Origin of the sequence: Actinomadura sp. NPDC000929, assembly GCF_040492065.1 — a bacterium.
Classification (GTDB): domain Bacteria; phylum Actinomycetota; class Actinomycetes; order Streptosporangiales; family Streptosporangiaceae; genus Spirillospora; species Spirillospora verrucosospora.
Window position 1 is genome coordinate 1 of sequence record NZ_JBEUPA010000140.1, and the last position, 21,968, is coordinate 21,968.

Below are 21,968 nucleotides of genomic sequence, written 5' to 3' on the forward strand. Positions count from 1 at the left end.
GCGCGTCGGCGCGGGGGGTGGGGTCCCCCGCGGCGCCCCCCCGTCGGGCCGGGCCGGTACCCAATAGTCTTGGCCCGCGCGGTGGGGCCGGGGCCCGCCTCGCCCGGCCGCGCCCCCCCGCGCCCGCGCGCCTTCGGGCCGGGCGCGCCGATCCTGCGGCAGGGGTATCCGGCCGACTACGTCGTCGTCCTCCTGTCGGGCTGGACGAAGGTCCGCGTCGACCGGGCGGGCGAGGAGCGGATCGTGGCGGTCCGCGGTCCGGGCGACCTGATCGGCGAGCGGGCGCTGTTCGAGGGCGAGGCCTGGACGGCGACGGTCATCGCGCTGGACACCGTGGAGGCGCTCGTCGTCGGCGCGGCGGACTTCCGGCGCGTCGTGGAGCGCCACGCGGGCGTGCAGTCGGTGCTGGAGAAGCAGGCGCACGACCGCACCGTCGAGGCGGCGGCCCGTACCTCCGGCACCGAACTCGCCGACACCGAGCGCCGGCTGGCCGCGCTGTTCACGACGCTGTCGCGGGCGCGGGACGGGGCGCTCCCCCTGACGGGGACCGAGCTGGCGGGCTGGACGTCGTCGACGCCCGCGGCGGTGGCGAGCGTGCTCAGCGAGTGGGACGGCGCGGGACTCGTCCACGCCGGGGACGGGACGATCGACGTCCTCGACCCGGTCCGGCTGGAGCGGCTCACGGCGGGCGGCGAGCCCCGCCCGCCGGCCGTGTCCGGCTCCCTCTTCCTCACGGGGCAGGACTGCACGGTCGTGTTCGCCGATGTGGTCGGGTTCGGCTCCCCGGACCGGACCGAGGCGGACCGGGCGGCCATCAGGCGGGTGCTGTTCGAGTCGCTGGAGGAGTCCTTCGCCGCGGCCGGGGTGCCCTGGGCGGCCTGCCACCGCGAGGACCGCGGCGACGGCGTGCTGCTTGTCGTCCCTCCCGGGGTCCCGGTGAACGCTCCGGCGGATCCGCTGGTGCGGGCGCTCGCCGAGCGCATCGACCGGCACAACGCGGGCGCGGCCGAGAGGCGGCGCCTCCAGGTGCGGGTCGCGGTCGACGCGGGCCCCGTGCACGCGGGGCCGGAGGGGGTCACCGGGGCGGCGCTCGCCCGCGCCGCCCGGCTGCTGGAGTCCGAGGTCCTGCGGCGGAGGCTCGCGGGCGTCGCGGCCGCCCTCGGGCTGATCGTCTCCGCGCCCGTCCACCGGGGGATCGCCGGGGCGGGGCCGGAGTTCGAGCCCGTCGAGGTGCGCGAGCCGGGCCCCGGCGGCGCCTGGCTACGGCTCTTCCCGGCCGCGGGCCAGACGCGGCCCCGGCCCGAAGGCGCCGCCGGCTAGAGGCGCACGTACTCGTAGTCGAAGGGCCGGCCGTTGACGCCGTTGCGGGGCGGGGCGATCCAGGCGGCGATCCTGCCGCGCTCGTGGACGGGCCGCATCAGCGAGCGGACGTGGGTCCTGTCGACCTCCGTCGGAAGCCAGGCGTCCTTGCGCCGCTCCCACTCGGCGGCGTCGAGCAGCTCCCCGTCCGGCGCGGCCTCGACGCCGGCGAAGGCGCCGACCTTGCGGTTGAAGGCGATGCTCGGCAGGCGGAGGCGCTGCGGGAGGCCCGCCTCCGACAGGATGCGGTTCCAGCGGTTGACGCCGCTCTGGCAGTCGGCGATGTACGCGCGGCGCAGGTCGGTGTTGAGGCCGACGAGCGCGGAGACCTCGGTCCGCCCGACGGCGCCGTCGACGAGGGCGTCCACCATGACGGCGTCGTCGGTGAGGCGGTGGTCGTCCCGGCGGCGGTCCTCCATCCAGCGCCCCTTGAGCCCGGCCGTGTAGTAGCCGGCGACGTTGCTGGACGTCTCGGAGCCGAACAGGTCGAGCGACACCGAGTAGTGGAAGTTCAGGTACTTCTGCACGACGTCCAGGGGGATCCCGCCGTGCGGGGCGACGTCGTCGGTGTCGTGCTCCTTCATCAGCTGGACGGTCCGCTCGACGACCCGGTCGATGCCCGTGGTGCCGACCATCATGTGGTGGGCCTCCTCCTTCAGCATGAACTCGCAGGTCCGCGCCAGCGGGTCGAAGCCGGACTCCTTCAGCGTGCCGAGCTGGTACTTGCCGTCCCGGTCGGTGAAGTAGGTGAACATGAAGAACGAGAGCCAGTCGGGGGTCTCCTCGTTGAAGGCGCCGAGGATGCGGGGCGACTCCTCGCTGCCGGAGTTGCGGTGCAGCAGCTCCTCGGCCTCCTCGCGGCCCTCGCGCCCGAAGTGGGCGTGCAGGAGGTAGACCATCGCCCACAGGTGGCGGCCCTCCTCGACGTTCACCTGGAAGAGGTTGCGCAGGTCGTAGAGGCTGGGCGCGGTGGCGCCGAGATTGCGCTGCTGCTCCACCGACGCCGGCTCGGTGTCGCCCTGGATGACGATGAGGCGCCGCAGGTCGGCGCGGTACTCGCCGGGCACCTTCTGCCAGGCGGGCTCGCCCTTGTGGGCGCCGAAGCCGATACGGCGGTCGCCGTCGCGCTCGGCCAGGAAGATGCCCCACCGGTAGTCCTTCATGGCGACGTGCCCGAAGTGCGCCCAGCCCTCGCGTCCGACGTCGACGGCCGTGCGCAGGTAGACCTCCCGCGTCGGCAGCGACGGGCCCATCGACTCCCACCAGGACAGGAAGTTCGGCTGCCACGACTCCAGGGCGCGCTGGAGGCGCCGGTCCTCGTGCAGGCCGACGTTGTTGGGGATCTTCTCGGTGTAGTCGGCGGTGGTCGCCATCGCTCAGACTCGCTTTCGGTCGAAGTCGGCGCGCCGTCCGGTGCCGTAGCGGCGCAGGGCGCCGTCCGGACCGGACGCGTTCGGGCGCGTGAAGATCCAGTTCTGCCAGGCGGACAGCCGTCCGAAGATCTTGGTCTCGAGGGTCTCGGGGCCGGGGAAGCGGTAGTTGGCCTCCAGGCCGGTGAGCGCGTCGGGGCTGAAGCCGGCCCGCTCCTCGACGGCGATGCGGATCTCCTCGTCCCAGTCGATGTCGTCGGGCGCGAAGGTGACCAGGCCGAGGCGCTCGGCGCCGGCGGCCTCCAGGGGCTCGCCGGCGGCGTCCCGGACGGCGGCGAGCGCGCCGTCGTCGCCGAGGAAGCGGGTCGCCAGCCGGGTGAGCCCGTTGCCCATCGGGAGCGGTCCGAGGTTCATCGCGTCCACGGTGACCGCGGCGGGATCGGCGTCCGGGTCGACGTCCTCGAAGACGCCGTCGAGCTGGTAGGAGCGGTCGGCGGCGAGCGCGACCTCCAGGAGGGAGCCGGCGAAGCAGCTTCCGGGCTCGATCAGGGCGATGAGGCTGCGGCTGGTGACGTCGAGCCGCTTCAGCGTCCGCTTGAGGTAGTGCACGACCTCGTTGGCGAGCCAGTCGCCGGAGGCGTCGAGCAGCAGCCGGTCGTGGGCGAGGACGTGCTCGGCCCTCCCCGCCGTGCGGAGCACCCACGTGCCGAGCTCCGGCTCGTTGGTCCGCAGGTCCAGGATGAGGTCGTCCAGCTCGCGGGTCATGGCGAGCGTCCAGAAGTCCGCGTCGCGCAGGTCGCCGGGAGGCGCGTCCGGGCCCGCGATCGTGATCTCGGCGGCGCCGGCGTCGCGGTCGAGCGCCGCCGAGACGTGCCGGTAGGCGATGGAGGCGTCCGTGCGCTCCTTGCCGAGGGGCGCCAGCGCGATCCCCTCGGCGTCGCGCGGCCGGGAGGAGCGGGCCGCCAGCTCCCGCGCGCGTGCGGCGACCGTCTCGTCCCAGGCGGTGCGCGGGACGGCCTCGTCCACCAGGCCCCACGCGACGGCCTTCCCGCCGCCGAGGCCCTCCGCCCTGGTCGAGAAGTAGTCGGCGCGGTCGCGGCGGACGCGACGCTTGTCCGACACGCGGGTCAGGCCGCCGGTGCCCGGCAGGACGCCGAGCAGCGGCAGCTCCGGCAGCGACACCGCCGAGGACCGGTCGTCGACGAGCATGATGTGCTCGCAGGCGAGGGCCAGCTCGTAACCGCCGCCGGAGGCGGTGCCGTTCAGCGCCGCCAGGTAGGTCTGCCCGGAGTGGGCCGTCGCGTCCTCGATGCCGTTGCGGGTCTCGTTGGTGAACTTGCAGAAGTTGACCTTCCAGGCGTGCGGGGACGCGGCCAGCATCCGGATGTTGGCGCCCGCGCAGAAGATCTTCTCCCTGCCGCTGGTGAGGACGACCACGCGCACCGCGGGGTGCTCGAAGCGGAGCCGCTGGACGGCGTCGTACAGCTCGATGTCGACGCCGAGGTCGTAGGAGTTCAGCTTCAGCTCGTATCCGGGGACCAGCCCGCCCCGCTCGTCGACCGCCATCGTCAGGGTGGCGACGTCGCCCTCGACGTCCAGGCGCCAGTGCCGGTAGCGGGACGGGTCCACCCGGAACTCCACGTGCGGGCCGGTCATGCGCTGTCCTTCCGCCGGTGCCGTCTCCATCATGCTCCACAAAATTCGTTCTTCACGTCAACTGTTTGTAGCATTTCGGCCCGCGCGCCGCCCAGGACGGGAGCGCCCGGGGACGGGTCAGGGCGCGGCGAGCAGGGCCGAGGCCAGCTCGCGGACGGCGAAGCGGCGCAGCTTGCCGGTCGGCGTCGTGGGCAGCCCGTCCACCACCAGCACCTCGCGGGGGCGCTTGAACGACGCGAGACCCGCCCGGCAGAACCCGATCAGCTCGGCCGGCTCGGCGGTCGCGCCCTCCTTGAGCACGACGCAGGCGACGGGCTTGTCCAGGCCGTCGGCGTCCGGCAGCCCGACGACGGCGGCCATCGCCACCGCGGGGTGCTCCAGCAGCCGTCCCTCCACCTCGGCCGGCGACACCCAGATGCCGCCGGCCTTGAGCATGTCGCCCGTCCGGCCCAGGCAGGTGTAGAAGCCGTCCTCGTCCACCACGTAGGTGTCGCCCGTGCGCAGCCACTCCCCCTGGAAGACCTGCCGGGTCGTCTCGGTGCGGCACCAGTAGCCCGTGGCGATCGACTCGCCCTTCACCAGCAGCGAGCCCGGCGTCCCGGGCCCGACGTCGGCCCCGGCGGCGTCCACGACGCGCAGTTCGTAGCCGGGGACCGCGGTGCCCGTCGTCCCCGGGCGGACCCGTCCGGGCCGGTTCGACAGGAAGATGTGCAGGCACTCCGTGGAGCCGATCCCGTCGATGATCTCCACGCCGTACCGCTCGGTGAAGCGGCGGCACAGCTCGGCGGGCAGCGGCTCCCCCGCCGACACCGCCAGGCGGACCGACGCGAAGGCCTCCACCGGGACCTCGGCGTTGAGGATCGCCGCGTAGAAGGTCGGGACGGCGAAGAACAGGGTCGGCCGGTACTCGGCCAGCCGCCCGGCCACCGACGCCGGGGTCGGGCGGTCCGGGTCCAGGACGGCGGTCGCGCCTGCGGCGAGGGGGAAGAACAGCGAGTTGCCGATCCCGTAGGCGAAGAACAGCTTGGCGACCGAGTAGCAGCGGTCGTCCGGCCGGATGCCGAGCACCTGGCGGCCGTAGGTCTCCACGACGTGCCGGATGTTGGCGTGCCGGTGCATCGCGCCCTTCGGGCGGCCCGTCGTTCCGGACGTGTAGAGCCACAGGGCGCTGGAGTCGTCCGAGGTCGCGTACGGCTCGGCCGGCGCTCCGCCGCGGGCGCGCCCCTCGCGGACCAGGTCCTCGAACGGGTCCACCCGCACGCCCGCCGGGGCGCGGAGCGCCGCGTCCCCCTCCACCGCGACGCGCCGGACGCCGGGAGCGTGCGCGAGGGCCGCCTCGGCGGCGGCCGCGAACCGGTCGCCGACCAGCAGCACCCGGGCGCGCGCGTCGGCCAGCAGGCCGCCGAGCTCGGGGCCCGTCAGCATCGTCGACACCGGGACGGGGACGGCGCCGAGCCGCATCGCGCCCAGGATCACCGCGGCCATGGGCGGGCCGTCGGCCATGAACAGCACCACCCGCTCCTCGGCGCGCAGGCCCCACCGTTCGAGCCCGGCGGCGATGTCCCCGGCGAGCTCGGCGAGCCCGGCGTAGCTGACGTCCCCGCCCGGACCGGTCAGCGCCGTCCGGCCGGCGCCGGGCCCGGACGCCGCCCGGAGCAGGTAGTCGGAGGCGTTGAAGGTGTCGGGCGGGACCGGGGCGGTCGCCGTTCCAGCGGTCATCGAGGTCTCCCCTCGCCGGGAACCGTGGCCCCAATGCTCTACATAGATGAAACGACAGTCAATAGACTTGTGGAACGATGTCGGTTCCGGGCGCGGCCCGCGCGGCGCCGGCCGGACCCGCGCGATACTGGACGGCGCCCCGGCCGCCCCGCAGGCGGGCGGGCGCGCCCACCGGGGCCCAGAGGAGGAGCACATGGCCCGAACCGGCGAGGACCCGGCGCACCCGGAGCCGAGGTTCCGGCGTCGGCGCGAACTCGGCGCGGCGAGCGCGCGGTCCCTGCTGCTGACAGTGCTGGGCGAGTTCGTCCTGCCCGGCGGCGAGCCGGTGTGGACGGCGACGTTCCTGCGCGCGCTCGGGCTCCTCGGCGTCGAGGAGAAGGCCGTGCGGCAGGCGCTCGCCCGCAGCGCCGGGGAGGGCTGGCTCGCCGGGGAGCGGCACGGCCGCCGCACCGCCTGGCGGCTCACCCCGTCCGGGGAGCGGCTGCTCACCGACGGCACCGAGCGGATCTACGGCTTCGGCCGCCCGGGCGGCGCGTGGGACGGGCAGTGGCTCCTGGTGCTGGCCACCGTCCCGGAGACCAGCCGCCGCCTGCGCCACCTGCTGCGGACCCGGCTCGCCTGGAGCGGCCTCGGCAACCTCTCCCCCGGCGTGTGGGTCAGCCCGCACCCCGAGCGCGAGGCCGAGGTCCGGGAGGTCCTCGCCGAGATCGGCGTCGCCGACGCCTCCACCCTGTTCGTCGGGCGGCTCGGCGACCTGGACGAGGCGCGGCGCGTGGCGCGTCAGGCGTGGGACCTGGACGAGATCGGGCTCGCCTACGAGGACTTCCTCGACGCCGTCGGCGCGCTGCGGCCCGCCGACGATCCGGGGACGTTCGCCGCGCACACCAGGCTCGTCCAGGAATGGCGCCGCTTCCCGTTCCTCGACCCCGGCCTTCCCGCGCCCCTGCTCCCCGACGACTGGAGCGGCGCCCAGGCGGTCGCGCTCTTCCACGAGCGGCACGACGCCTGGCGCCCCGTCGCCGACCGCCAGTGGAAGGCGTTGGGCGCCTGACGGCGGGCGGTGTGTAGGCGGCGCGTCCCCGGGAAGTCGGGTAGGGGCCGGTGTCGTCGATGGGAGTCGTGGAAATGGGCAGTTTGATAGGACGGAACCTGCTCGCCGGCGCGGAGCCCGACGTCGCCGCCGACTCCGGCTACGCCGACCCCCCGCCCCGCATGGGCTTCTTCACCGACACGTCGGTGTGCATCGGCTGCAAGGCGTGCGAGGTGGCCTGCAAGGAATGGAACGCCGTCCCGGAGGACGGCCTCGAGTTCACCGGCATGTCCTACGACAACACGCAGGGCCTCGGCGCCGACACCTGGCGGCACGTCGCGTTCATCGAGCAGAGCAAGCCGATCGGCCAGAACGAGAGCGGGGTCGACCACGGCGACGCGCAGGGCGGCGCACAGGACGCGGGCGGCATGCGCTGGCTGATGGCCTCCGACGTGTGCAAGCACTGCACGCACGCCGCCTGCCTCGACGTGTGCCCGACCGGGTCGCTGTTCCGCACCGAGTTCGGCACGGTGGTCGTCCAGGAGGACATCTGCAACGGCTGCGGCTACTGCGTGCCCGCCTGCCCGTACGGGGTCATCGACCAGCGCAAGGGCGACGGGCGGGTGTGGAAGTGCACCCTGTGCTACGACCGGATCAGCGTGGGGCAGGAGCCCGCGTGCGCGAAGGCGTGCCCGACCGACTCGATCCAGTTCGGCCCGCTGGACGAGCTGCGCGAGCGGGCGGCGCAGCGCGTCGACCAGCTCCACGGCCTCGGCGTCGAGGACGCGCGGCTCTACGGGCACGACCCGGACGACGGCGTCGGCGGCGACGGCGCCTTCTTCCTCCTGCTGGACGAGCCCGAGGTGTACGGGCTGCCGCCGGATCCGGTCGTCACCACGCGCGACCTGCCGTCCATGTGGCGGCACGCCGGAGTCGCCGCCGCCACGCTGCTCGGCGGGCTCGCCGCCGTCTTCGCCGCACACGGCCGCACGGGGGGCGCGCGATGAGCTCGTCGGAGGTCGGCAAGGAGGGCGTGCGCGGCGAGCGGCCCGGCCGGGAGGCCCAGATCGGCAAGGGCCTGGGCGGCCGGGGACGGCGCGGAGGGCGCCGGGGCGGGCGCGGCGAGAAGGCCATGGTGCCGGAGGCGGAGTTCACCTCCTACTACGGCAAGCCCGTCCTGAACCCGCCGGTGTGGAAGTCCCTCGACATCGCGGGGTACTTCTTCCTCGGCGGCCTGGCCGGCGCGGGGTCGGTGCTCGCCGCCGGCGCGCAGCTCACGGGGCGCCCGGCGGCCGCGCGGGCGTTGAAGATCTCCTCGCTGGCCGCGATCGGCGGGTCCGCGGCCGCGCTGGTCCACGACCTCGGGCGGCCGGAGCGGTTCTCCAACATGCTGCGCGTCATGAAGCCGACCTCGCCGATGAGCGTCGGCTCCTGGCTGCTGGCCGCCTACGGTCCCGCCGCGGGCGCCGCCGCCGTGCTGGAGGTGACCGGGCTCTTCCCGCGCCTCGGCCGCGCCGCCACCGCCGGAGCCGCCGTGCTCGGCCCGCCCGTCGCCGCCTACACCGCGGTGCTCGCCGCCGACACCGCCGTCCCCGCCTGGCACGAGGCGTACCGCGAGCTCCCGTTCGTCTTCGTCGGCTCGGCCGCCGCCGCGGCGGCCGGCATGGCGCTGGTCACCGCGCCCGTTCGGGAGAACGCCCCGATGCGCACCGCCGCCGTGTTCGGCTCCGGTCTGGAACTGGCCGCGGCCGCGGTTCTGGAGCGCCGGGCCGGGCTGGCGGCCGAGCCGTACCGGCGGGGCAGGGGCGGGGTCTACATGCGCGCCGGCGAGGCCCTCTCCGCCGCGGGCGTCGCGGGATGCGTCCTGCTCGGCGGGCGCAGCCGGGTCGCGGCGGCCTTGAGCGGCGCAGCCCTCCTGGCGAGTTCGGCCTGCACGCGTTTCGGCGTCTTCCACGCGGGCGTGCAGTCGGCCGAGGACCCCAAGTACACCGTCGTTCCCCAGCGGGAACGCCTCGCCGCACGCGGCGGGGCGCCCACCTCCTGAGGGTGCCGTCTTTCTGCAAGCCGATTGCAAGTTTGCGCAAGCTCTTGACCTGACTGCAAGAAGAGAGCATTCTCGCGTTGCTCGCGGACGGCCGTCCACCCACCCCCTCGGGCGCCCGCCAGGCGCCCCGTGACAGGAGTTCGCCGCCATGTCTGCCAACGACGCGCCACGCGCGGGAGCCCCCCGCGCGCGAGTCCCCCGCCGCCGGTCGCTGCTCGCCGCCGGCCTCCTCGTCCTCGCCGGGACGGCGCCCGTCGCCGCCCTGCTCCCCGACCGCCCCGCCCGCGCCGCCGCCTCCCTCAACGCGAGCGACGTCACCGCCAACCTCTGGGAGTGGAACTGGCCGTCCGTCGCCGCCGCGTGCACCGACCACCTCGGCCCCGCCGGGTACGGGGCCGTGCAGGTCGCCCCGCCGGCCGAGTCGGTCAGCCTGGCCTCGACCAATGACGGGGCCCACCCGTGGTGGGAGGTGTACCAGCCCGTCTCCTACGGCCTGACGAGCAGGCTCGGAACCCGCGCCCAGTTCTCCTCCATGGTGGCGGCCTGCCACAACGCGGGCGTCCGCGTCTACGTGGACGCGGTCGTCAACCACATGGCGGGCCACAACAACACGGCCAACACCACCTACGGCGGCTCCACCTTCGATCCCGGCGGGTTCGCCTACCCGGCCGTCCCGTACGGGTACGGCGACTTCCACCACGCCAACGACGGATACTGCGACGACGACGACGCGGGCATCGACGACTGGAACAACACCTCCGAGGTGCAGAACTGCGAGCTGGTCTCGCTGTCGGACCTGAAGACCCAGTCCGGCTACGTGCGCGACAAGATCGCCGGTTACCTCAACGACCTGATCGGCCTCGGCGTGGACGGGTTCCGGATCGACGCCGCCAAGCACATCGCCCAGGCCGACTTCGCCGCCGTCAGGGCCGCCCTGCACACCACCACCGCCGAGGGCAGGGCGCCCTACATCGCGCAGGAGGTCTTCCCCGGGTCGAGCACGGCCGACCTGAAGCCCTCGGCGTTCACCGGGAACGGCGACGTGCTCGGCTTCTCCTACGCCCAGGGCCTGAAGACCCAGTTCCAGAACGGGACGCTGTCCAACCTGTCCGGCATCCCGTCCTGGTCGCTGGACGCGGACGGCTCCCGGACCCACACGATGATCACCAACCACGACACCGAGCGGGACGGGTCCACGCTCAACTACAAGAGCGGCTCCGACTACACCCTGGCGACCTACTTCCTGCTGGCCTACCCGTACGGCAAGCCCTCGGTGTACGACGGCTTCACCTGGGCGTCGGCCGGGCAGTCGCCGCCCGCCGACGCCCGCGGGTTCGTCACCGCCGCGAACTGCTCGAACGGCTGGCAGTGCCTCACCCGCTCGACCGGGGTGAAGGGCATGGTCGGATGGCACAACGCGACCGCGTCCGCCACGTCGGTGGGCGACTTCACCGCCACCGCGGGGAACGTCATCGGGTTCAGCCGCGGCTCCCGGGGCTGGATCGGGCTCAACGACTCCTCCACCCCGTCCACCGCGTCCTACCGGACCGGGCTCGCGGACGGCGTCTACTGCGACGTCATCACCGGCGGCCTCGGTTCGAGCGGCTGCCAGGGCACCGCCGTCACCGTGGCGGGCGGGACCGCGACCGTGACGATCCCCGCGGGAGGCGCCGTCGCGATCCACGCGGACGCCCGGTCCGGCCAGACCCCGCCGCCCACCTCCGACCCCGGGACCGTCTCCGACACCTTCAACGTCAACGCCACCACCACCTGGGGCACGAGCGTCTACCTCGTCGGCGACGTCCCTGCGCTCGGCTCGTGGGACACCTCCAAGGCGGTGAAGCTGTCCCCGTCCGGCTACCCCATCTGGAGCGGGACGGTGACGCTGCCCGCCAACACCAAGATCGAATACAAGTACCTCAAGAAGACCGACGCCGGAGCCGTGACCTGGGAGAGCGGCGCCAACCGCACCTACACGACCGGCACGTCCGGCCGCACCGCCAACGACACCTGGCGATAGCCCGACCGCGGGCCGGCCTCCGCGCGGAGGCCGGCCCCCGCCCCCCGGGCGGGCGCGGCGGCGGCCAACTCGGCCCGGGGGGCGGCCTGGGCCCAGCCCCCACCACCCCCCCGCCCCGGCCGCCCCCCCCCCCACCGACCCCGGGCGAGCCCCCGCCCGCGGCCCGCCCCCCGCGCGGAGGCCGGCCCCGGCCGCGTCAGGGGCGCGGCGTGCGGAAGAGGGTCTCCTGGGTGAGGCTGGCGACCAGCACGCCGTCCCGGGTGTGGATCGTTCCGGTGTACCAGCCGCGCCCGGCGGCGACCGTCTGCGGGACGAGGTCCATCAGCACCCAGTCGTCCATCCGGACCGGCCGGTGGAACCAGACGGCGTGGTCCAGGCTGGACCCCGACCGGGCCGCGCCGTCGTGCAGCGCGATCAGCCCGCTGGAGATGTCGGACAGGTACGTCAGCACGCAGGCGTGGAGCAGGTCGTCGTCCGGCAGCGGCGCGGGGCAGCGCGACCACAGCCGCGTCGGGAAGTCGGCCGCCTCGTAGGGCTGCGGCGGCACGCGGCTCTCCATGGAGAACAGCCGCGGGACCGGGGAGGCCGGGAGGCCGTCCGGCCCGGGGACCCGCGGCGCCGGGTGCACCTGCCGGTCCTCGTCGTCGGCGGGCCGCTGGAACGACACCGACATGTTGAAGATGACCTCGCCGCCCTGGAGCGCCACCACGCGGCGCGCCGAGAACGAGCGGCCGTCGCGGTCCCGGTCCACCCGGAAGATCGTCGGCCGCGCCGCGTCGCCGCCGCGCAGGAAGTACCCGTGCAGCGAGTGCGGCAGCCGCCCCTCCGGGACGGTGCCGCCCGCCGCGCGCAGCGCCTGCGCCGCGACCTGCCCGCCGTACAGGGGGTAGGGGTCGTCGAAGACGAGCGCTCCCCGGTAGAGGTCCCGGTCGAGCTCTTCCAGGTCCAGCAGCTCCAGGACGGAGTGGAGGGACTCCAGCCGCCCTTCGGGCTCTTCGGAGATCGAGGGTCGCACGCTCGCGACGTTATCCGACCCGGGCGCGGGCCGGCCGGTCGGGCTGGGCCGGTCAGTCCCCCGGCGTCCCGGCGGAGCGCGTGCCGGGCCGCCAGAAGGCGGCCAGCAGGAGGGCGGCGCCGATCCCGCCGGCGAGGGCGGTGACGGCCAGGCCCGTCCAGCCCGCCAGGTCGCCGTCGATTCCGAGGACGCGGTCCAGGGACGCCGCGCCGCCGCCGAGCGCGCCCACCGCGCACGCCACCATCATGATCATGACCACGTACTCGTAGCCCTGGCCGGGGCGGAAGATGAAGAAGCCGTTGCGCAGGTGCGCGGTGACGAACGCGACGGCCATCGTGCCCACCGCGCCCGCCGCCGCCAGCGGCGTGAGGAGCCCGAGCAGCAGCAGGACGCCCGCGCCCAGCTCGGTGCCGGTCGCCATCAGCGCGTGCAGGCGGCCCGGCCGCAGCCCCATCGACTCGAACCAGCCCGCCGTGCCCTCGATCCTCCCGCCGCCGAACGCGTGGTTCCACCCGTGCGCGATCAGCGTGCCGCCGACGGACACCCGCAGGACCAGGGAGGCGATGTCGATCCCCGCCGCGTCAACAGCCATGCCCGGCCCTCTCCTCGTGTGCTGGGAACGCCCAGCAACGTACCGGACCGGGAGGGCGGCCAGCGCTTTGCATGCGCTGCTTCCGACCGCAGTGCGGCGCGCTGGTGATCCCGGCCGCCCCCGCGGCGTGCGACGCCCCGTCCTCCGCATATCCCGACGCCCGTGGGGCAGATCACAGAAAGTCGGGCTCCGCATCGCGTCACATTCGGACGCGTCCGGTCCATCTTTCTGTGTGAGCGGCACGGGCGCGGAGAGCTTGGGAGGCGGCATGGACAGCGTGGCGAGGAGATTCGACCTGACGATGCTGTACGCCGCCTACGGCGCCTTCCGCCGCGACACCGCCCGGTTGGAGGCGGCGGGCCGGCCCGGCACCGCCTTCGGATGGGCCGAGGCGGCGGACCGCTGGGCCCTGTTCACCGCCCACTGGAGCCTGCAGGACCGCGCCGAGAAGAACGCCCTCTGGACCGTCATGTACGCCAAGGACGCCGACGGGCCCGGGCGGGTCGGTGTGGTCCTCGACGCCATGGCGTCGCTGGCCCTGAAGGCCGTCCCGCCGATCGACGGCGTGGAGGCGGCGCTGGAGCACCGCGACCGCGACGCGTTCGCGGCGTACGCGCGCGATATGCGGGCCTCGGTGGACGCGCTGCTGGACTTCAAGGAGTCCAACGTCCTGCCCCTCATCCAGGAGACCCTCACCCCGTTCGAATGGGGCACCTTCGACGTGGAGCTCCGCCGCGAGCTGGGGCTGCGCGGGCTCGGAGTGTTCCTGCCCTGGCTTCTCGACGGCGCCCCGGACGGCACCCGCCGCGCCGTGCTGGGGCTGCTCCCGCCGCCGATCCGGCTCTGCTACCGGGCGCGCTGGCGTCCGCGCTACCTGCGCCGCGGCGGCCTCGCCGTCCGGGCGCGCTGATCCCGCCCGCCGGTCCCGCCCTGCCGGGACCCCGCACGGTGGACCGCGCCATGTGACGCGGTCCACATTCCGACATGTCACATTCACGGTGTCTGCGTCGGTCTCATGCCCAGAAGCGCGACTGCCACAGCGCGACGGAGGGATGCGGACGATGGCGGGAACGAGGGCGCCCGGCGGGGCGCGGGTCGGCACGCGGAGGCCGCCCAGGGCACTGGACGTCACGACGAGGGCGCTCGACGAGCGGTTCGGCACCACCGGATTCGCGCGCAAGGCGCTGCGCAAGGCGTTCCCGGACCAGTGGACCTTCCTGCTCGGCGAGATCGCGATGTACTCCTTCGTGATCATTCTGCTGACCGGGGTGTACCTGACGCTGTTCTTCAAGCCGAGCATGCACGAGGTCGTCTACAACGGCTCGTACACGAAGCTGAAGGGCGTCGAGATGAGCGAGGCGTACGCCTCCGCCCTCAAGATCAGCTTCGACGTGCGGGGCGGGCTGCTCGTCCGGCAGATCCACCACTGGTCCACGCTCATCTTCATGGGCGCGATCCTCGTGCACATGCTCCGCAACTTCTTCAGCGGAGCGTTCCGCAAGCCCCGCGAGCTGAACTGGCTGATCGGCATCGCCATGTTCATGCTCGTGATGCTGAACGGCCTGTTCGGGTACTCGCTGCCGGACGACCTGCTGTCCGGGACGGGCCTGCGCATCCTGGAGGGCGTGCTCGCGTCGATCCCGCTGGTGGGCTCGTACGCGGTGATGTTCCTGTTCGGCGGCGAGTACCCGGGCACCGACATCATCCCGCGCCTGTACGTCATCCACGTGCTGCTGATCCCCGGCATCCTGGCGGCGCTGATCCCGCTGCACGCCGTCGTGCTGACCTGGCGGCAGACGCACACGCAGTTCCCGGGCAAGGGCAGCTCGAACACGACCGTCCGCGGCTACCCGTTCTTCCCCGTCTTCATCGCCAAGACCACGGCGTTCTTCCTGTGGGTGCTGGGCGTGACGACGCTGCTGGCCGCGTTCTTCCAGATCAACCCGATCTGGCTGTTCGGGCCCTACGACCCCGGCGCGATCAGCTCCGGGTCGCAGCCCGACTGGTACATGGGCTGGCTGGAGGGCGCGCTGCGGGTCATGCCGTCCTGGGAGATCAACGTCTGGGGCCACACCGTCGCGATGAGCGTGGTCGTCCCCGCCCTCGTGGTGCCCGGGCTGCTGTTCACCGGGCTGGCCGTCTACCCGTTCCTGGAACGCTGGGTGACCGGCGACTCGCAGATCCACCACCTGCTGGACCGGCCGCGCGACGTCCCGGCGCGCACCGGCATCGGCGTCGGCGGCGTGGTCTTCTACGGGGGGCTGTGGCTCGCGGGCGGCAACGACGTCCTCTCCGACAAGTTCGACGTCCCGCTGTTCTGGACGACGTGGTTCTTCCGGTTCCTCATCGTCCTCGGACCGGTGCTCGCCTACGCCGTCACCTACCGGCTCTGCGTCGGCCTGCAGCGCCGCGACCTCGGCCTGGCCCACCACGGGCTGGAGACCGGCATCGTCCGCCAGTCGCCGGACGGGGGGTTCAGCGAGGTCGAGCGCCCGCTCCCGGACGAGGCGATCGCCGCGATCACCGATCCGCGCCCCGCGCCCGCCGCCGACCTGGACGTCCCGCCGCCCGTCGACGACGTCGAAAGCCCCCGCGGCCGCACCGCCCGGGGGCGCGTGCGGGCCGCCCTCAACCGCCGCTTCCGCGCCGACCTGGCCGTCGTCCCCGAACGCGCCCCGGTCGAAGCGGACGGCGAGCGGCCGGCGATCGAGGAGGAGGCCGCGTCACGGTGACCCGGGGCGCTCGAACAGGAGGCGGATGACCGGGCCGGCGGCCCGCACGGGGTCGTCGCCGAGGTCGCGCAGGGCGCCGCTCAGCCACAGGTGGGCGAAACCGTGCACGATCGACCAGGCGGCGATCCCGGCCGTCCGGTCCTCCGCGGGGCGGCCGGGCACGGCGCCGCGGACGCCCTCGGCGAGCACGCGCCCGGCGCGGTCGCGCGCGGCGGCCACCTCCGGGTCGTCCGGGCGGTAGAGCGCGGGCGCGAACATGACCTCGAAGTGGACCCGGTGCTCGACGGCGAACCGCACGTAGGCGAGCCCGACGCCGTGCAGGTCGTTCCCGGCGGCCTCCAGGGCGTCGGCGAACAGCGCGTACCCCTCGGCGGCGACGGCCGTCAGCACGCCGGTCTTGTCGCCGAAGTGGTGCGCGGGCGCGGCGTGCGACACCCCGGCGCGGCGTGCCAGCTCCCGCAGGCTCCACGTGGCCGGGCCCGCCTCCGCGATCACCTCGATCGCGGCGTCGAGCACGGCCCGCCTCAGGTTGCCGTGGTGGTAGCCGTCGCCGCTCATGCCCGGAATCCTAGGGCGGGAGGACGGACGGTCCGTCAGTCCTGCTCCTTGGCGAACGCGCGGAGGCGGGCCAGGTCCACCACGGTGATCCTGCGCCAGCCGGTGCGGATCAGGCCCTCGCGGCGCAGCCCGCTGAGCGCGCGGGCGACGGTCTCCCGGGAGGCGTCCATCCAGCTGCCGAGCTCCTCCTGCGACAGCGGCGGCCCGATCTCGATCGACCCGTCGGGCGCGGGCGGGGCGTGCTGGGCCGAGCGCTCCGCCAGCTCGGCGAGCAGGGCCGCCAGGCGCTCCGGACCCCGGCTCGTGATGTGGGCGGTCAGCCGCCGGTCGGAGTCGTCCATGCGCTGCACGAAGGTGCCGGTGACGAGCATCCACACGTCCGGGTGCGCGTCCAGGAACCCGGTGAAGCGGGCCGCGGGCACGACCAGGGCGCGGATCGGGGACAGCGCGGTGACGGTCGCGGCGCGCGGCCGCCCGCCGAGCACCGCGCTCTCGGCGAGCAGGTCGCCGGGGCCGCGGACGGCCAGCACCACGTCGTGGCCGTCCTCGGTCGCGGAGGTCACCTTCGCCCAGCCCCGCTCGATGATGATCACATGGTCGGACTCGTCGCCCTGGTACACCAGCGGCGCCTTGACCGGGAACGTGCGGGGACGCGCGGCGTCGCGCAGCGCGGTCCGCTGCGCGGGTTCGAGCGCCGACCAGAACGCGGAAGGCGGAGAGGACGCCGCGTACGGAACCAACAGCCGCCTCCTTTGCTCAGGGTTACCAGAACTGTAAACCCGCAGGCCCTCACTTGGGGACGGCCATGAGGCGCACGGCGAGCCCCGTGAAGACGGTTCCGCTGAAGATGTTCAGGCCGCGGGCGACGCGGCGGCTGCGCCGCAGGAGGTTCGCGAGGCGGCCGGAGAGGAGGCCGACGCAGGCGTCCACGACGAGGCCGAGCAGGACGAGCGTGACGCCGAGGACGAGCAGTTGCACCATCGGATGCCCCACGGAGGGGTTCACGAACTGCGGCAGGAAGGCGATGTTGAAGAGGATCACCTTGGGGTTCAGCAGGTTCGTGACGACGCCCTGCCAGAACGCGCGGAGCCGTCCCGGGCCGACCGGGGCCGCGCCCTCCTCCCCCGGCTCGCCGCGGTCCCGGAACGACCTGACGGCGAGGAAGAGGAGGTAGGCGGCGCCCGCCCAGCGCAGCACGTGGTACAGCGCCGGCAGCGCGGTGAACAGGGCGGAGAGGCCGAGCGTCGCGGCGACGGCGTGCGTCAGGGCGCCGGTGGCGACGCCCGCCGCCGCCATGAGGCCCGTGACCGGGCCGCCGCGCCCGCCCATCGCGACGATGAACATCATGTCGGGGCCGGGGGTGACGCAGAGCGCGAACGCGGCGACAACGAACGCCGCATAAAGGGAGGTATCTACCATGCCGAAATCATGCGGCAGGAGGCCGCCGCTCCGCGAGCGCAATACGGCGTCCCCGGCCCCGGGCGGGCGTCAGGCGGCCGGAGACGGCCGCGTCTCGATCGTCAGGGCCTCGTGGTCGAAGGACAGGTACCCGCCGATCTTCGCGGCGTCCTCCAGGGGCTCCTCGTACGACCAGGCGGCGTCCTCGGCGCCGGCCAGCGACCAGTACGCGGCCTCGCCCTTGTAGGGGCAGAACGTCCGCTTCTCGCTGCGGGTCAGCAGGTCGCGGCGGACGTCCTCGGCCGGGATGTAGTAGCGGTTGGGCAACCCGGTCTCCGAGATCAGCTTCGCCCGCCCGGTCTCGGCGACGACCTCGTCGCCGAGCAGCACCCGCACGCGCCGGGACGTGGCGCGGGCGTCGACCCGGTGGTACGGGTCGCGCAGGTGGCCGTGGACCTCCTCGTCCTCGTCGAACCAGGCGTCCATCCGGTTCCAGTAGAAGGCCATGTGCCCGCGCAGCCACGCCGCCTCCGGCTTCGGGTCCGGATACCCCCACACCGCGTTCTCGGCCGCCCGGTCGCCCACCCGCACCGTCCAGTACGCGGCGTCGCCCTTGAACGGGCAGTGCGTCGCGTGGACGGTCTTCTCCAGCAGGTCGGTGCGCACGTCCTCCTCGGGGACGTACAGGACGGGCAGCAGCCCCGTCTCGTGGAGCAGCTTCCCGCGCTCGGTGTCCAGCACCGTCTCCCCCGCGAAGCGGGCGCGGACCCGGCGCGGGAAGTCGTGCATGAACAACCGGTGCGCCGGTCCGTCGATCGTGAAGTTGACCTCGTCGCCGGGCGAACCGGCGAGCGGGCCCGGCTGCATGGTCAGGGACATGGCGCGGCTCCTCAGACTGCCTGACTGCTAGACACCGGTCGGCATCGTCTCCAGTTCACCACGGCGCGCCGCCTCCAGGTGCAGCGGCTGGAGCGCCGAGGTGGCGCGGAACCAGCCCAGCGCGTCGTAGCGCTCGGCGAGCCGTGTCGGGACGTACTGGCGCGAATCCCGGTCCGGGTCGTACACGACGCCGATCGCGCGGTGCCCGAGCGTGCCGGTGAAGAAGTCGGGCTTCTCCCGCTCCGGAGGCACGACGAACATCGCCCGGTGCAGCTCCGACTCCGCCAGCACCTGCTCCAGCGAGCCGTGCGCCGGCGGCGGGACGTGCATGACCTCCATCGGGGCGCCCCAGGCCGGCGCCGCGACGACCTCGCCGGGGCCGGCCGCGAAGCCGACCAGCACGACGCCGTCGGCTCCGTGCCGCTCCCTGGCGAGCTGGCCGAGGTTGACCATCCCGGCGCCGGCCATGTCGGTCGCCCGCGCGTCGCCCACATGGGTGTTGTGCGCCCACACGACGGCCTTGGCGCCGTGGAAGTCCATCAGCCGGTCCAGCGTGTCGGCCATGTGGACGTCCCGGACGTTCCACGACTCCGGCCCGCCGCCCAGCATGGTGCGGTAGTAGTGCTCGGCGCCCGCCGCCACCTCGGCGTTCTGCCGGGCGTCGAACTCCTCCTCCGGGTCGCCGGCCTCCCCCGGCGGCGCCGGGCGGCGCAGCGCGGCCAGCAGTTCCAGCACCTCCGCCGCGCAGCCGCCCGGGACCAGGGCGGCGTTCCACCCGTAGGAGCGGGGGTCGTGGCCGTGCGGCTCGAAGCAGCGGTACGCCTCCAGCGCCGTGTCCAGGTACTCGGGGCGGTGCGCCGCCAGGTAGTCGACGACCGCCCGCAGCGAGTCCCAGAGGCTGTAGACGTCCAGGCCGTGGAAGCCGGCCCGCTCGACCGGCGGAAGGCCCGCGTTGCGGTCGCGCAGCCACCGGCAGAACCGGACGGTCTCCTCGTTGGCCCACATCCACGTCGGCCAGCGCTCGTAGGCGTTCAGGGCGGCCCTCGGATCCTGGTGCGCCCCCGGCGCGAGCGTCACGCAGCGGTCGACCCGGCGGCAGTCGGGCCAGTCGCCCTCGACGGCGACGAACCCGAACCCGCGCTCGGCGATCAGCCGCCTGGTCAGCGCGGCCCGCCACGCGTAGTACTCGTGGGTCCCGTGGCTGGCCTCGCCGATCAGCACGCACCGGCCGTCCCCGATGCGGTCGAGGAGCGGGTCCAGATCCTCCGCGTACTCCAGCGGCAGCGCGGCTCCGCGCACGTCGGCGGCGGCGCGCCCTTCCCGGCCTCGCATGGCGACGTCCCCCTCGCGTCCTCCGTCGCGTCCAGGTCCTTACTCTTCGCCTTCCCGGGATTCGGGAAGGCGAAGCGCGCCGGCCGGGATCGGGGCGTGTCAGGGGTCCCGCCGGATGCCCGTCGTGCGGGCGCGGTAGTCGCTGGGGGTCTGGCCGTAGGCGGCGCGGAACGCGCGGCTGAAGGCGGCGGCGTCCGGCAGGCCCCAGCGGTTGGCGATCGCGCCGATCCGCTGCGTGCCGAGGAACGGGTCGCCGAGTTCGCGGCGGCAGTGCTCCAGGCGGCGGGTCCGGACGTACCGGGCGACGGTCGTCCCGGTCGGCGCGAACACCCGGTAGAGCTGGCGGACGGAGATGTGGTGCGCGGCGGCGATCGCGGCGGGGCTCAGCGACGGGTCGTGCAGGCGCGCCTCGATCCACTCCTCGATCGCCCGCAGCATCTCCGCTCCCTCCGGCGACGGGGACGCGGGCGCGCCCAGCCACTCGCTGGCCGCGCCGGTGACCAGCTCGACGAGGGCCCCGCCGAGGTGGTGGGCGTAGATCTCGTCGGACGCCCCGCCGAACGGGTCGCCCGCCGCGGCCCCGCTCCCCGTGGCGGGCCCGGCGCCGTTCGGGGCGGCTCCCCGCTCGCCGTCCTCGGCGCCGCTCTCGGCCAGGGCGCCGAGGAAGGACGAGACGAGCCGCCCGGTCCGGGCCCGCCCGCCGAGCAGCGTGCCGCCGAACGCGGCGAGGCGCTCCCGCGGCAGCGGCACGGCGCTGTGCGGGATCACCACGGTGAAGATGTGGTGGGCGTCGAAGGAGATCTCCACGGGACGGGTCAGGTCGTAGAACACCACGTCTCCCGCGCCGACCACGGCCCGGCGGCCGTTCTGCCGCAGCACGCACGAGCCGCGCAGCACCAGGCCGAGCTTGTAGCACTCGCGGGTGTCGCGGGCGATCTGCAGGGCGCTGCGCCGCACCGCGTGCGCGGGCGCGTGCACGTCGCCGGCCTCCACCGGGCCCAGCACCCGGCCGCTCAGCCGGGCGGCGAACCCTCCGGGCAGGCACGGCTGCACGTGGAACGGCCCGAAGGCCGAGCTGATCAGGTGGCGCCAGTAGTCCGCCTGGTCGCGGGCAGGGTGGTCCGAGGTGTCAACGAGCGTGGGCATGACGCTCCTCCGGTCGGCGGGCGGGGTCTCGGACGCCAACCGCAAGGCTTCTACGGCGCGTCAGGAAGGTCAATGAGCGAGTCAGCACGACGCTTCCGGCGGGCTTTGGCACTCGCCGCCAAAGTCACGGCACGCAGCGGCAAGACCGCCCCTTCCCCGGCGGCTTATACATGTCGCGGACCGACTCCCAGGGAGCCCCGCCAACCGGAAGATCCCGGACGACCCCCGAGAGGAACCCCCATGCCAGCCGACGAGCAGGAGACCGGCACCGGCCACGAGCCCGGCACCGGCGACGGCCAGGACAACGGCATCAGCCGCAAGAACTTCATCGTCGCCGCGGGCGCGGCGGGCATCGGCGCGCTCGCGCTGCCCACCGCCGTGTCCGCGGTGACCGCGCCCGCGCAGGCCCGCACCGAGCAGCGGCCGCTCACCCCGACGCCCAAGTGCGACGACGGGGACGACACCCCGACGCACTCGCAGATGGAGGGCCCCTACTTCAAGCCCGGGTCCCCCGAGCGCGCGTCGATCGTGACGCCCGGCATGCCGGGGACCCCCCTCACGGTCTCCGGGATCGTCTACTCGATGTCGTGCACGCCGGTGGCCCACGCCCTGCTCGACTTCTGGCAGGCGGACTATTACGGCAATTACGACAACTACGGCTACAAGCTCCGTGGACACCAATACACGGACGCTTCGGGACGATTCACCCTCACGACGATCGTGCCGGGCCTCTACCCCGGCCGCACCCGGCACATCCACGTCAAGGCGCAGGCCCCCTACCGGCAGATCCTGACGACGCAGCTGTACTTCCCGAACGAGCCCCGCAACAGCTCCGACTCGCTCTACGACCCGGCGCTGCTCATGAAGGTCCAGACCACTCCCACGGGCCGCACCGCGAAGTTCGACTTCGTCCTGCAGGTTCCCTGACCGGGGTTCCGCGGCCGGATTCCGTCACCGCTCCCGCGGAATCCCGCCCCCGCCAAGGCACCGGCGCGCCTTGGCGGGGGCTCCCGCCGTGTGACTGCGGGGGCTCCCGCCGTGTGACTGCGGGGGCTCCCGCCGTGTGACTGCGGGGGCTCCCGCCGTGTGACTGCGGGGGCTCCCGCCGTGTGACTGCG

General features: G+C 74.0%; 19 protein-coding genes. 8 read left to right on the forward strand and 11 right to left on the reverse strand.

Translation table 11 applies throughout. The features are described from left to right. Positions 1 to 69 precede the first annotated feature (69 nt). Positions 70 to 1,320 (forward strand): cyclic nucleotide-binding domain-containing protein, encoded by a 1,251-nt coding sequence (locus ABWI04_RS33865; RefSeq protein WP_353834970.1) that lies wholly within the window; start codon positions 70 to 72, stop codon positions 1,318 to 1,320. On the opposite strand, the gene boxB is transcribed toward ABWI04_RS33865, so the two are convergent. The 3 genes from boxB to ABWI04_RS33880 form a co-directional block, all read right to left on the reverse strand. Next, positions 1,317 to 2,732, reverse strand: a complete 1,416-nt coding sequence (boxB, locus tag ABWI04_RS33870; RefSeq protein WP_353834971.1) for a benzoyl-CoA 2,3-epoxidase subunit BoxB — start codon at positions 2,730 to 2,732, stop codon at positions 1,317 to 1,319. The two genes, ABWI04_RS33865 and boxB, sit on opposite strands and share 4 nt — an antisense overlap. 3 nt (positions 2,733 to 2,735) lie before the next feature. After that, positions 2,736 to 4,385: a 2,3-epoxybenzoyl-CoA dihydrolase gene (boxC, locus tag ABWI04_RS33875; protein ID WP_353834972.1), complete on the reverse strand. Its 1,650-nt coding sequence runs from the start codon at positions 4,383 to 4,385 to the stop codon at positions 2,736 to 2,738. 117 nt (positions 4,386 to 4,502) lie between these two features. Beyond that, positions 4,503 to 6,104 (reverse strand): benzoate-CoA ligase family protein, encoded by a 1,602-nt coding sequence (locus ABWI04_RS33880; RefSeq protein WP_353834973.1) that lies wholly within the window; start codon positions 6,102 to 6,104, stop codon positions 4,503 to 4,505. A gap of 193 nt (positions 6,105 to 6,297) precedes the next feature. On the opposite strand from ABWI04_RS33880, the gene ABWI04_RS33885 reads away from it, so the two are divergent. The 4 genes from ABWI04_RS33885 (at position 6,298) to ABWI04_RS33900 (ending at position 11,198) form a co-directional block, all read left to right on the forward strand. Beyond that, entirely contained in the window at positions 6,298 to 7,155 is an 858-nt protein-coding gene (locus tag ABWI04_RS33885; protein ID WP_353834974.1) for a PaaX family transcriptional regulator, read from the forward strand. A gap of 161 nt (positions 7,156 to 7,316) precedes the next feature. Beyond that, the gene (locus ABWI04_RS33890; protein WP_353834984.1) at positions 7,317 to 8,141 is read left to right on the forward strand and encodes a 4Fe-4S dicluster domain-containing protein; all 825 of its coding nucleotides are present in this window, start codon (positions 7,317 to 7,319) and stop codon (positions 8,139 to 8,141) included. Beyond that, positions 8,138 to 9,178 carry an NrfD/PsrC family molybdoenzyme membrane anchor subunit gene (gene nrfD, locus ABWI04_RS33895; RefSeq protein ID WP_353834975.1) on the forward strand — a complete coding sequence of 347 codons (1,041 nt, stop codon included), beginning with the start codon at positions 8,138 to 8,140 and terminating at the stop codon, positions 9,176 to 9,178. Before ABWI04_RS33890 ends, nrfD begins: the two co-directional genes overlap by 4 nt. Before the next feature lie 148 nt (positions 9,179 to 9,326). Continuing rightward, positions 9,327 to 11,198 (forward strand): carbohydrate-binding module family 20 domain-containing protein, encoded by a 1,872-nt coding sequence (locus tag ABWI04_RS33900; protein ID WP_353834976.1) that lies wholly within the window; start codon positions 9,327 to 9,329, stop codon positions 11,196 to 11,198. A 196-nt stretch (positions 11,199 to 11,394) separates the two neighbouring features. Here the strand turns inward: ABWI04_RS33900 and ABWI04_RS33905 are convergent, their stop codons facing one another. Next, entirely contained in the window at positions 11,395 to 12,213 is an 819-nt protein-coding gene (locus ABWI04_RS33905) for an acyl-CoA thioesterase (protein WP_353834977.1), read from the reverse strand. 52 nt (positions 12,214 to 12,265) lie between these two features. After that, positions 12,266 to 12,805 carry a DoxX family protein gene (locus ABWI04_RS33910; protein WP_345183790.1) on the reverse strand — a complete coding sequence of 180 codons (540 nt, stop codon included), beginning with the start codon at positions 12,803 to 12,805 and terminating at the stop codon, positions 12,266 to 12,268. A 268-nt stretch (positions 12,806 to 13,073) separates the two neighbouring features. Here ABWI04_RS33910 and ABWI04_RS33915 point away from each other — a divergent pair, with 268 nt between their 5' ends. Both ABWI04_RS33915 and qcrB read left to right on the forward strand, forming a co-directional pair. Continuing rightward, entirely contained in the window at positions 13,074 to 13,715 is a 642-nt protein-coding gene (locus tag ABWI04_RS33915; RefSeq protein WP_353834978.1) for a hypothetical protein, read from the forward strand. A 151-nt stretch (positions 13,716 to 13,866) separates the two neighbouring features. Further along, a complete protein-coding gene (gene qcrB, locus ABWI04_RS33920; protein WP_353834979.1) occupies positions 13,867 to 15,537 on the forward strand; it encodes a cytochrome bc1 complex cytochrome b subunit in 1,671 nt (556 codons plus the stop codon). On the opposite strand, the gene ABWI04_RS33925 is transcribed toward qcrB, so the two are convergent. From ABWI04_RS33925 to ABWI04_RS33950, 6 genes are all read right to left on the reverse strand, one after another. Continuing rightward, positions 15,529 to 16,095 (reverse strand): TetR/AcrR family transcriptional regulator, encoded by a 567-nt coding sequence (locus tag ABWI04_RS33925; RefSeq protein ID WP_353834980.1) that lies wholly within the window; start codon positions 16,093 to 16,095, stop codon positions 15,529 to 15,531. The genes qcrB and ABWI04_RS33925 overlap by 9 nt on opposite strands. 35 nt (positions 16,096 to 16,130) lie before the next feature. Beyond that, positions 16,131 to 16,835, reverse strand: coding sequence for a Crp/Fnr family transcriptional regulator (locus ABWI04_RS33930; protein WP_345183782.1), 705 nt, complete (start codon positions 16,833 to 16,835; stop codon positions 16,131 to 16,133). A gap of 49 nt (positions 16,836 to 16,884) precedes the next feature. After that, the gene (locus ABWI04_RS33935; protein WP_345183780.1) at positions 16,885 to 17,514 is read right to left on the reverse strand and encodes a LysE family translocator; all 630 of its coding nucleotides are present in this window, start codon (positions 17,512 to 17,514) and stop codon (positions 16,885 to 16,887) included. Between the two features lie 69 nt (positions 17,515 to 17,583). After that, positions 17,584 to 18,372, reverse strand: a complete 789-nt coding sequence (locus tag ABWI04_RS33940) for a DUF427 domain-containing protein (protein ID WP_353834981.1) — start codon at positions 18,370 to 18,372, stop codon at positions 17,584 to 17,586. Positions 18,373 to 18,399: 27 nt separating this feature from the next. Next, complete coding sequence (locus ABWI04_RS33945) at positions 18,400 to 19,704, reverse strand: erythromycin esterase family protein (RefSeq protein WP_353834982.1); 1,305 nt, start codon at positions 19,702 to 19,704, stop codon at positions 18,400 to 18,402. A gap of 99 nt (positions 19,705 to 19,803) precedes the next feature. Beyond that, positions 19,804 to 20,850, reverse strand: coding sequence for an AraC-like ligand-binding domain-containing protein (locus tag ABWI04_RS33950; protein WP_345183774.1), 1,047 nt, complete (start codon positions 20,848 to 20,850; stop codon positions 19,804 to 19,806). A 240-nt stretch (positions 20,851 to 21,090) separates the two neighbouring features. Here ABWI04_RS33950 and ABWI04_RS33955 point away from each other — a divergent pair, with 240 nt between their 5' ends. Continuing rightward, complete coding sequence (locus tag ABWI04_RS33955; RefSeq protein WP_345183772.1) at positions 21,091 to 21,777, forward strand: dioxygenase family protein; 687 nt, start codon at positions 21,091 to 21,093, stop codon at positions 21,775 to 21,777. Positions 21,778 to 21,968: the final 191 nt, after the last annotated feature.

What these genes read in the sequence shown, in the direction of transcription:
- boxB (WP_353834971.1), bottom strand. Translation starts at nt 2,732, where the DNA reads ATGGCGACCACCGCCGACTACACCGAGAAGATCCCCAACAACGTCGGC.
- boxC (WP_353834972.1), bottom strand. Translation starts at nt 4,385, where the DNA reads ATGACCGGCCCGCACGTGGAGTTCCGGGTGGACCCGTCCCGCTACCGG.
- ABWI04_RS33880 (WP_353834973.1), bottom strand. Translation starts at nt 6,104, where the DNA reads ATGACCGCTGGAACGGCGACCGCCCCGGTCCCGCCCGACACCTTCAAC.
- ABWI04_RS33885 (WP_353834974.1), top strand. Translation starts at nt 6,298, where the DNA reads ATGGCCCGAACCGGCGAGGACCCGGCGCACCCGGAGCCGAGGTTCCGG.
- ABWI04_RS33890 (WP_353834984.1), top strand. Translation starts at nt 7,317, where the DNA reads ATGGGCTTCTTCACCGACACGTCGGTGTGCATCGGCTGCAAGGCGTGC.
- nrfD (WP_353834975.1), top strand. Translation starts at nt 8,138, where the DNA reads ATGAGCTCGTCGGAGGTCGGCAAGGAGGGCGTGCGCGGCGAGCGGCCC.
- ABWI04_RS33900 (WP_353834976.1), top strand. Translation starts at nt 9,327, where the DNA reads ATGTCTGCCAACGACGCGCCACGCGCGGGAGCCCCCCGCGCGCGAGTC.
- ABWI04_RS33910 (WP_345183790.1), bottom strand. Translation starts at nt 12,805, where the DNA reads ATGGCTGTTGACGCGGCGGGGATCGACATCGCCTCCCTGGTCCTGCGG.
- ABWI04_RS33915 (WP_353834978.1), top strand. Translation starts at nt 13,074, where the DNA reads ATGGACAGCGTGGCGAGGAGATTCGACCTGACGATGCTGTACGCCGCC.
- qcrB (WP_353834979.1), top strand. Translation starts at nt 13,867, where the DNA reads ATGGCGGGAACGAGGGCGCCCGGCGGGGCGCGGGTCGGCACGCGGAGG.
- ABWI04_RS33925 (WP_353834980.1), bottom strand. Translation starts at nt 16,095, where the DNA reads ATGAGCGGCGACGGCTACCACCACGGCAACCTGAGGCGGGCCGTGCTC.
- ABWI04_RS33935 (WP_345183780.1), bottom strand. Translation starts at nt 17,514, where the DNA reads ATGGTAGATACCTCCCTTTATGCGGCGTTCGTTGTCGCCGCGTTCGCG.
- ABWI04_RS33940 (WP_353834981.1), bottom strand. Translation starts at nt 18,372, where the DNA reads ATGTCCCTGACCATGCAGCCGGGCCCGCTCGCCGGTTCGCCCGGCGAC.
- ABWI04_RS33945 (WP_353834982.1), bottom strand. Translation starts at nt 19,704, where the DNA reads ATGCGAGGCCGGGAAGGGCGCGCCGCCGCCGACGTGCGCGGAGCCGCG.
- ABWI04_RS33950 (WP_345183774.1), bottom strand. Translation starts at nt 20,850, where the DNA reads ATGCCCACGCTCGTTGACACCTCGGACCACCCTGCCCGCGACCAGGCG.
- ABWI04_RS33955 (WP_345183772.1), top strand. Translation starts at nt 21,091, where the DNA reads ATGCCAGCCGACGAGCAGGAGACCGGCACCGGCCACGAGCCCGGCACC.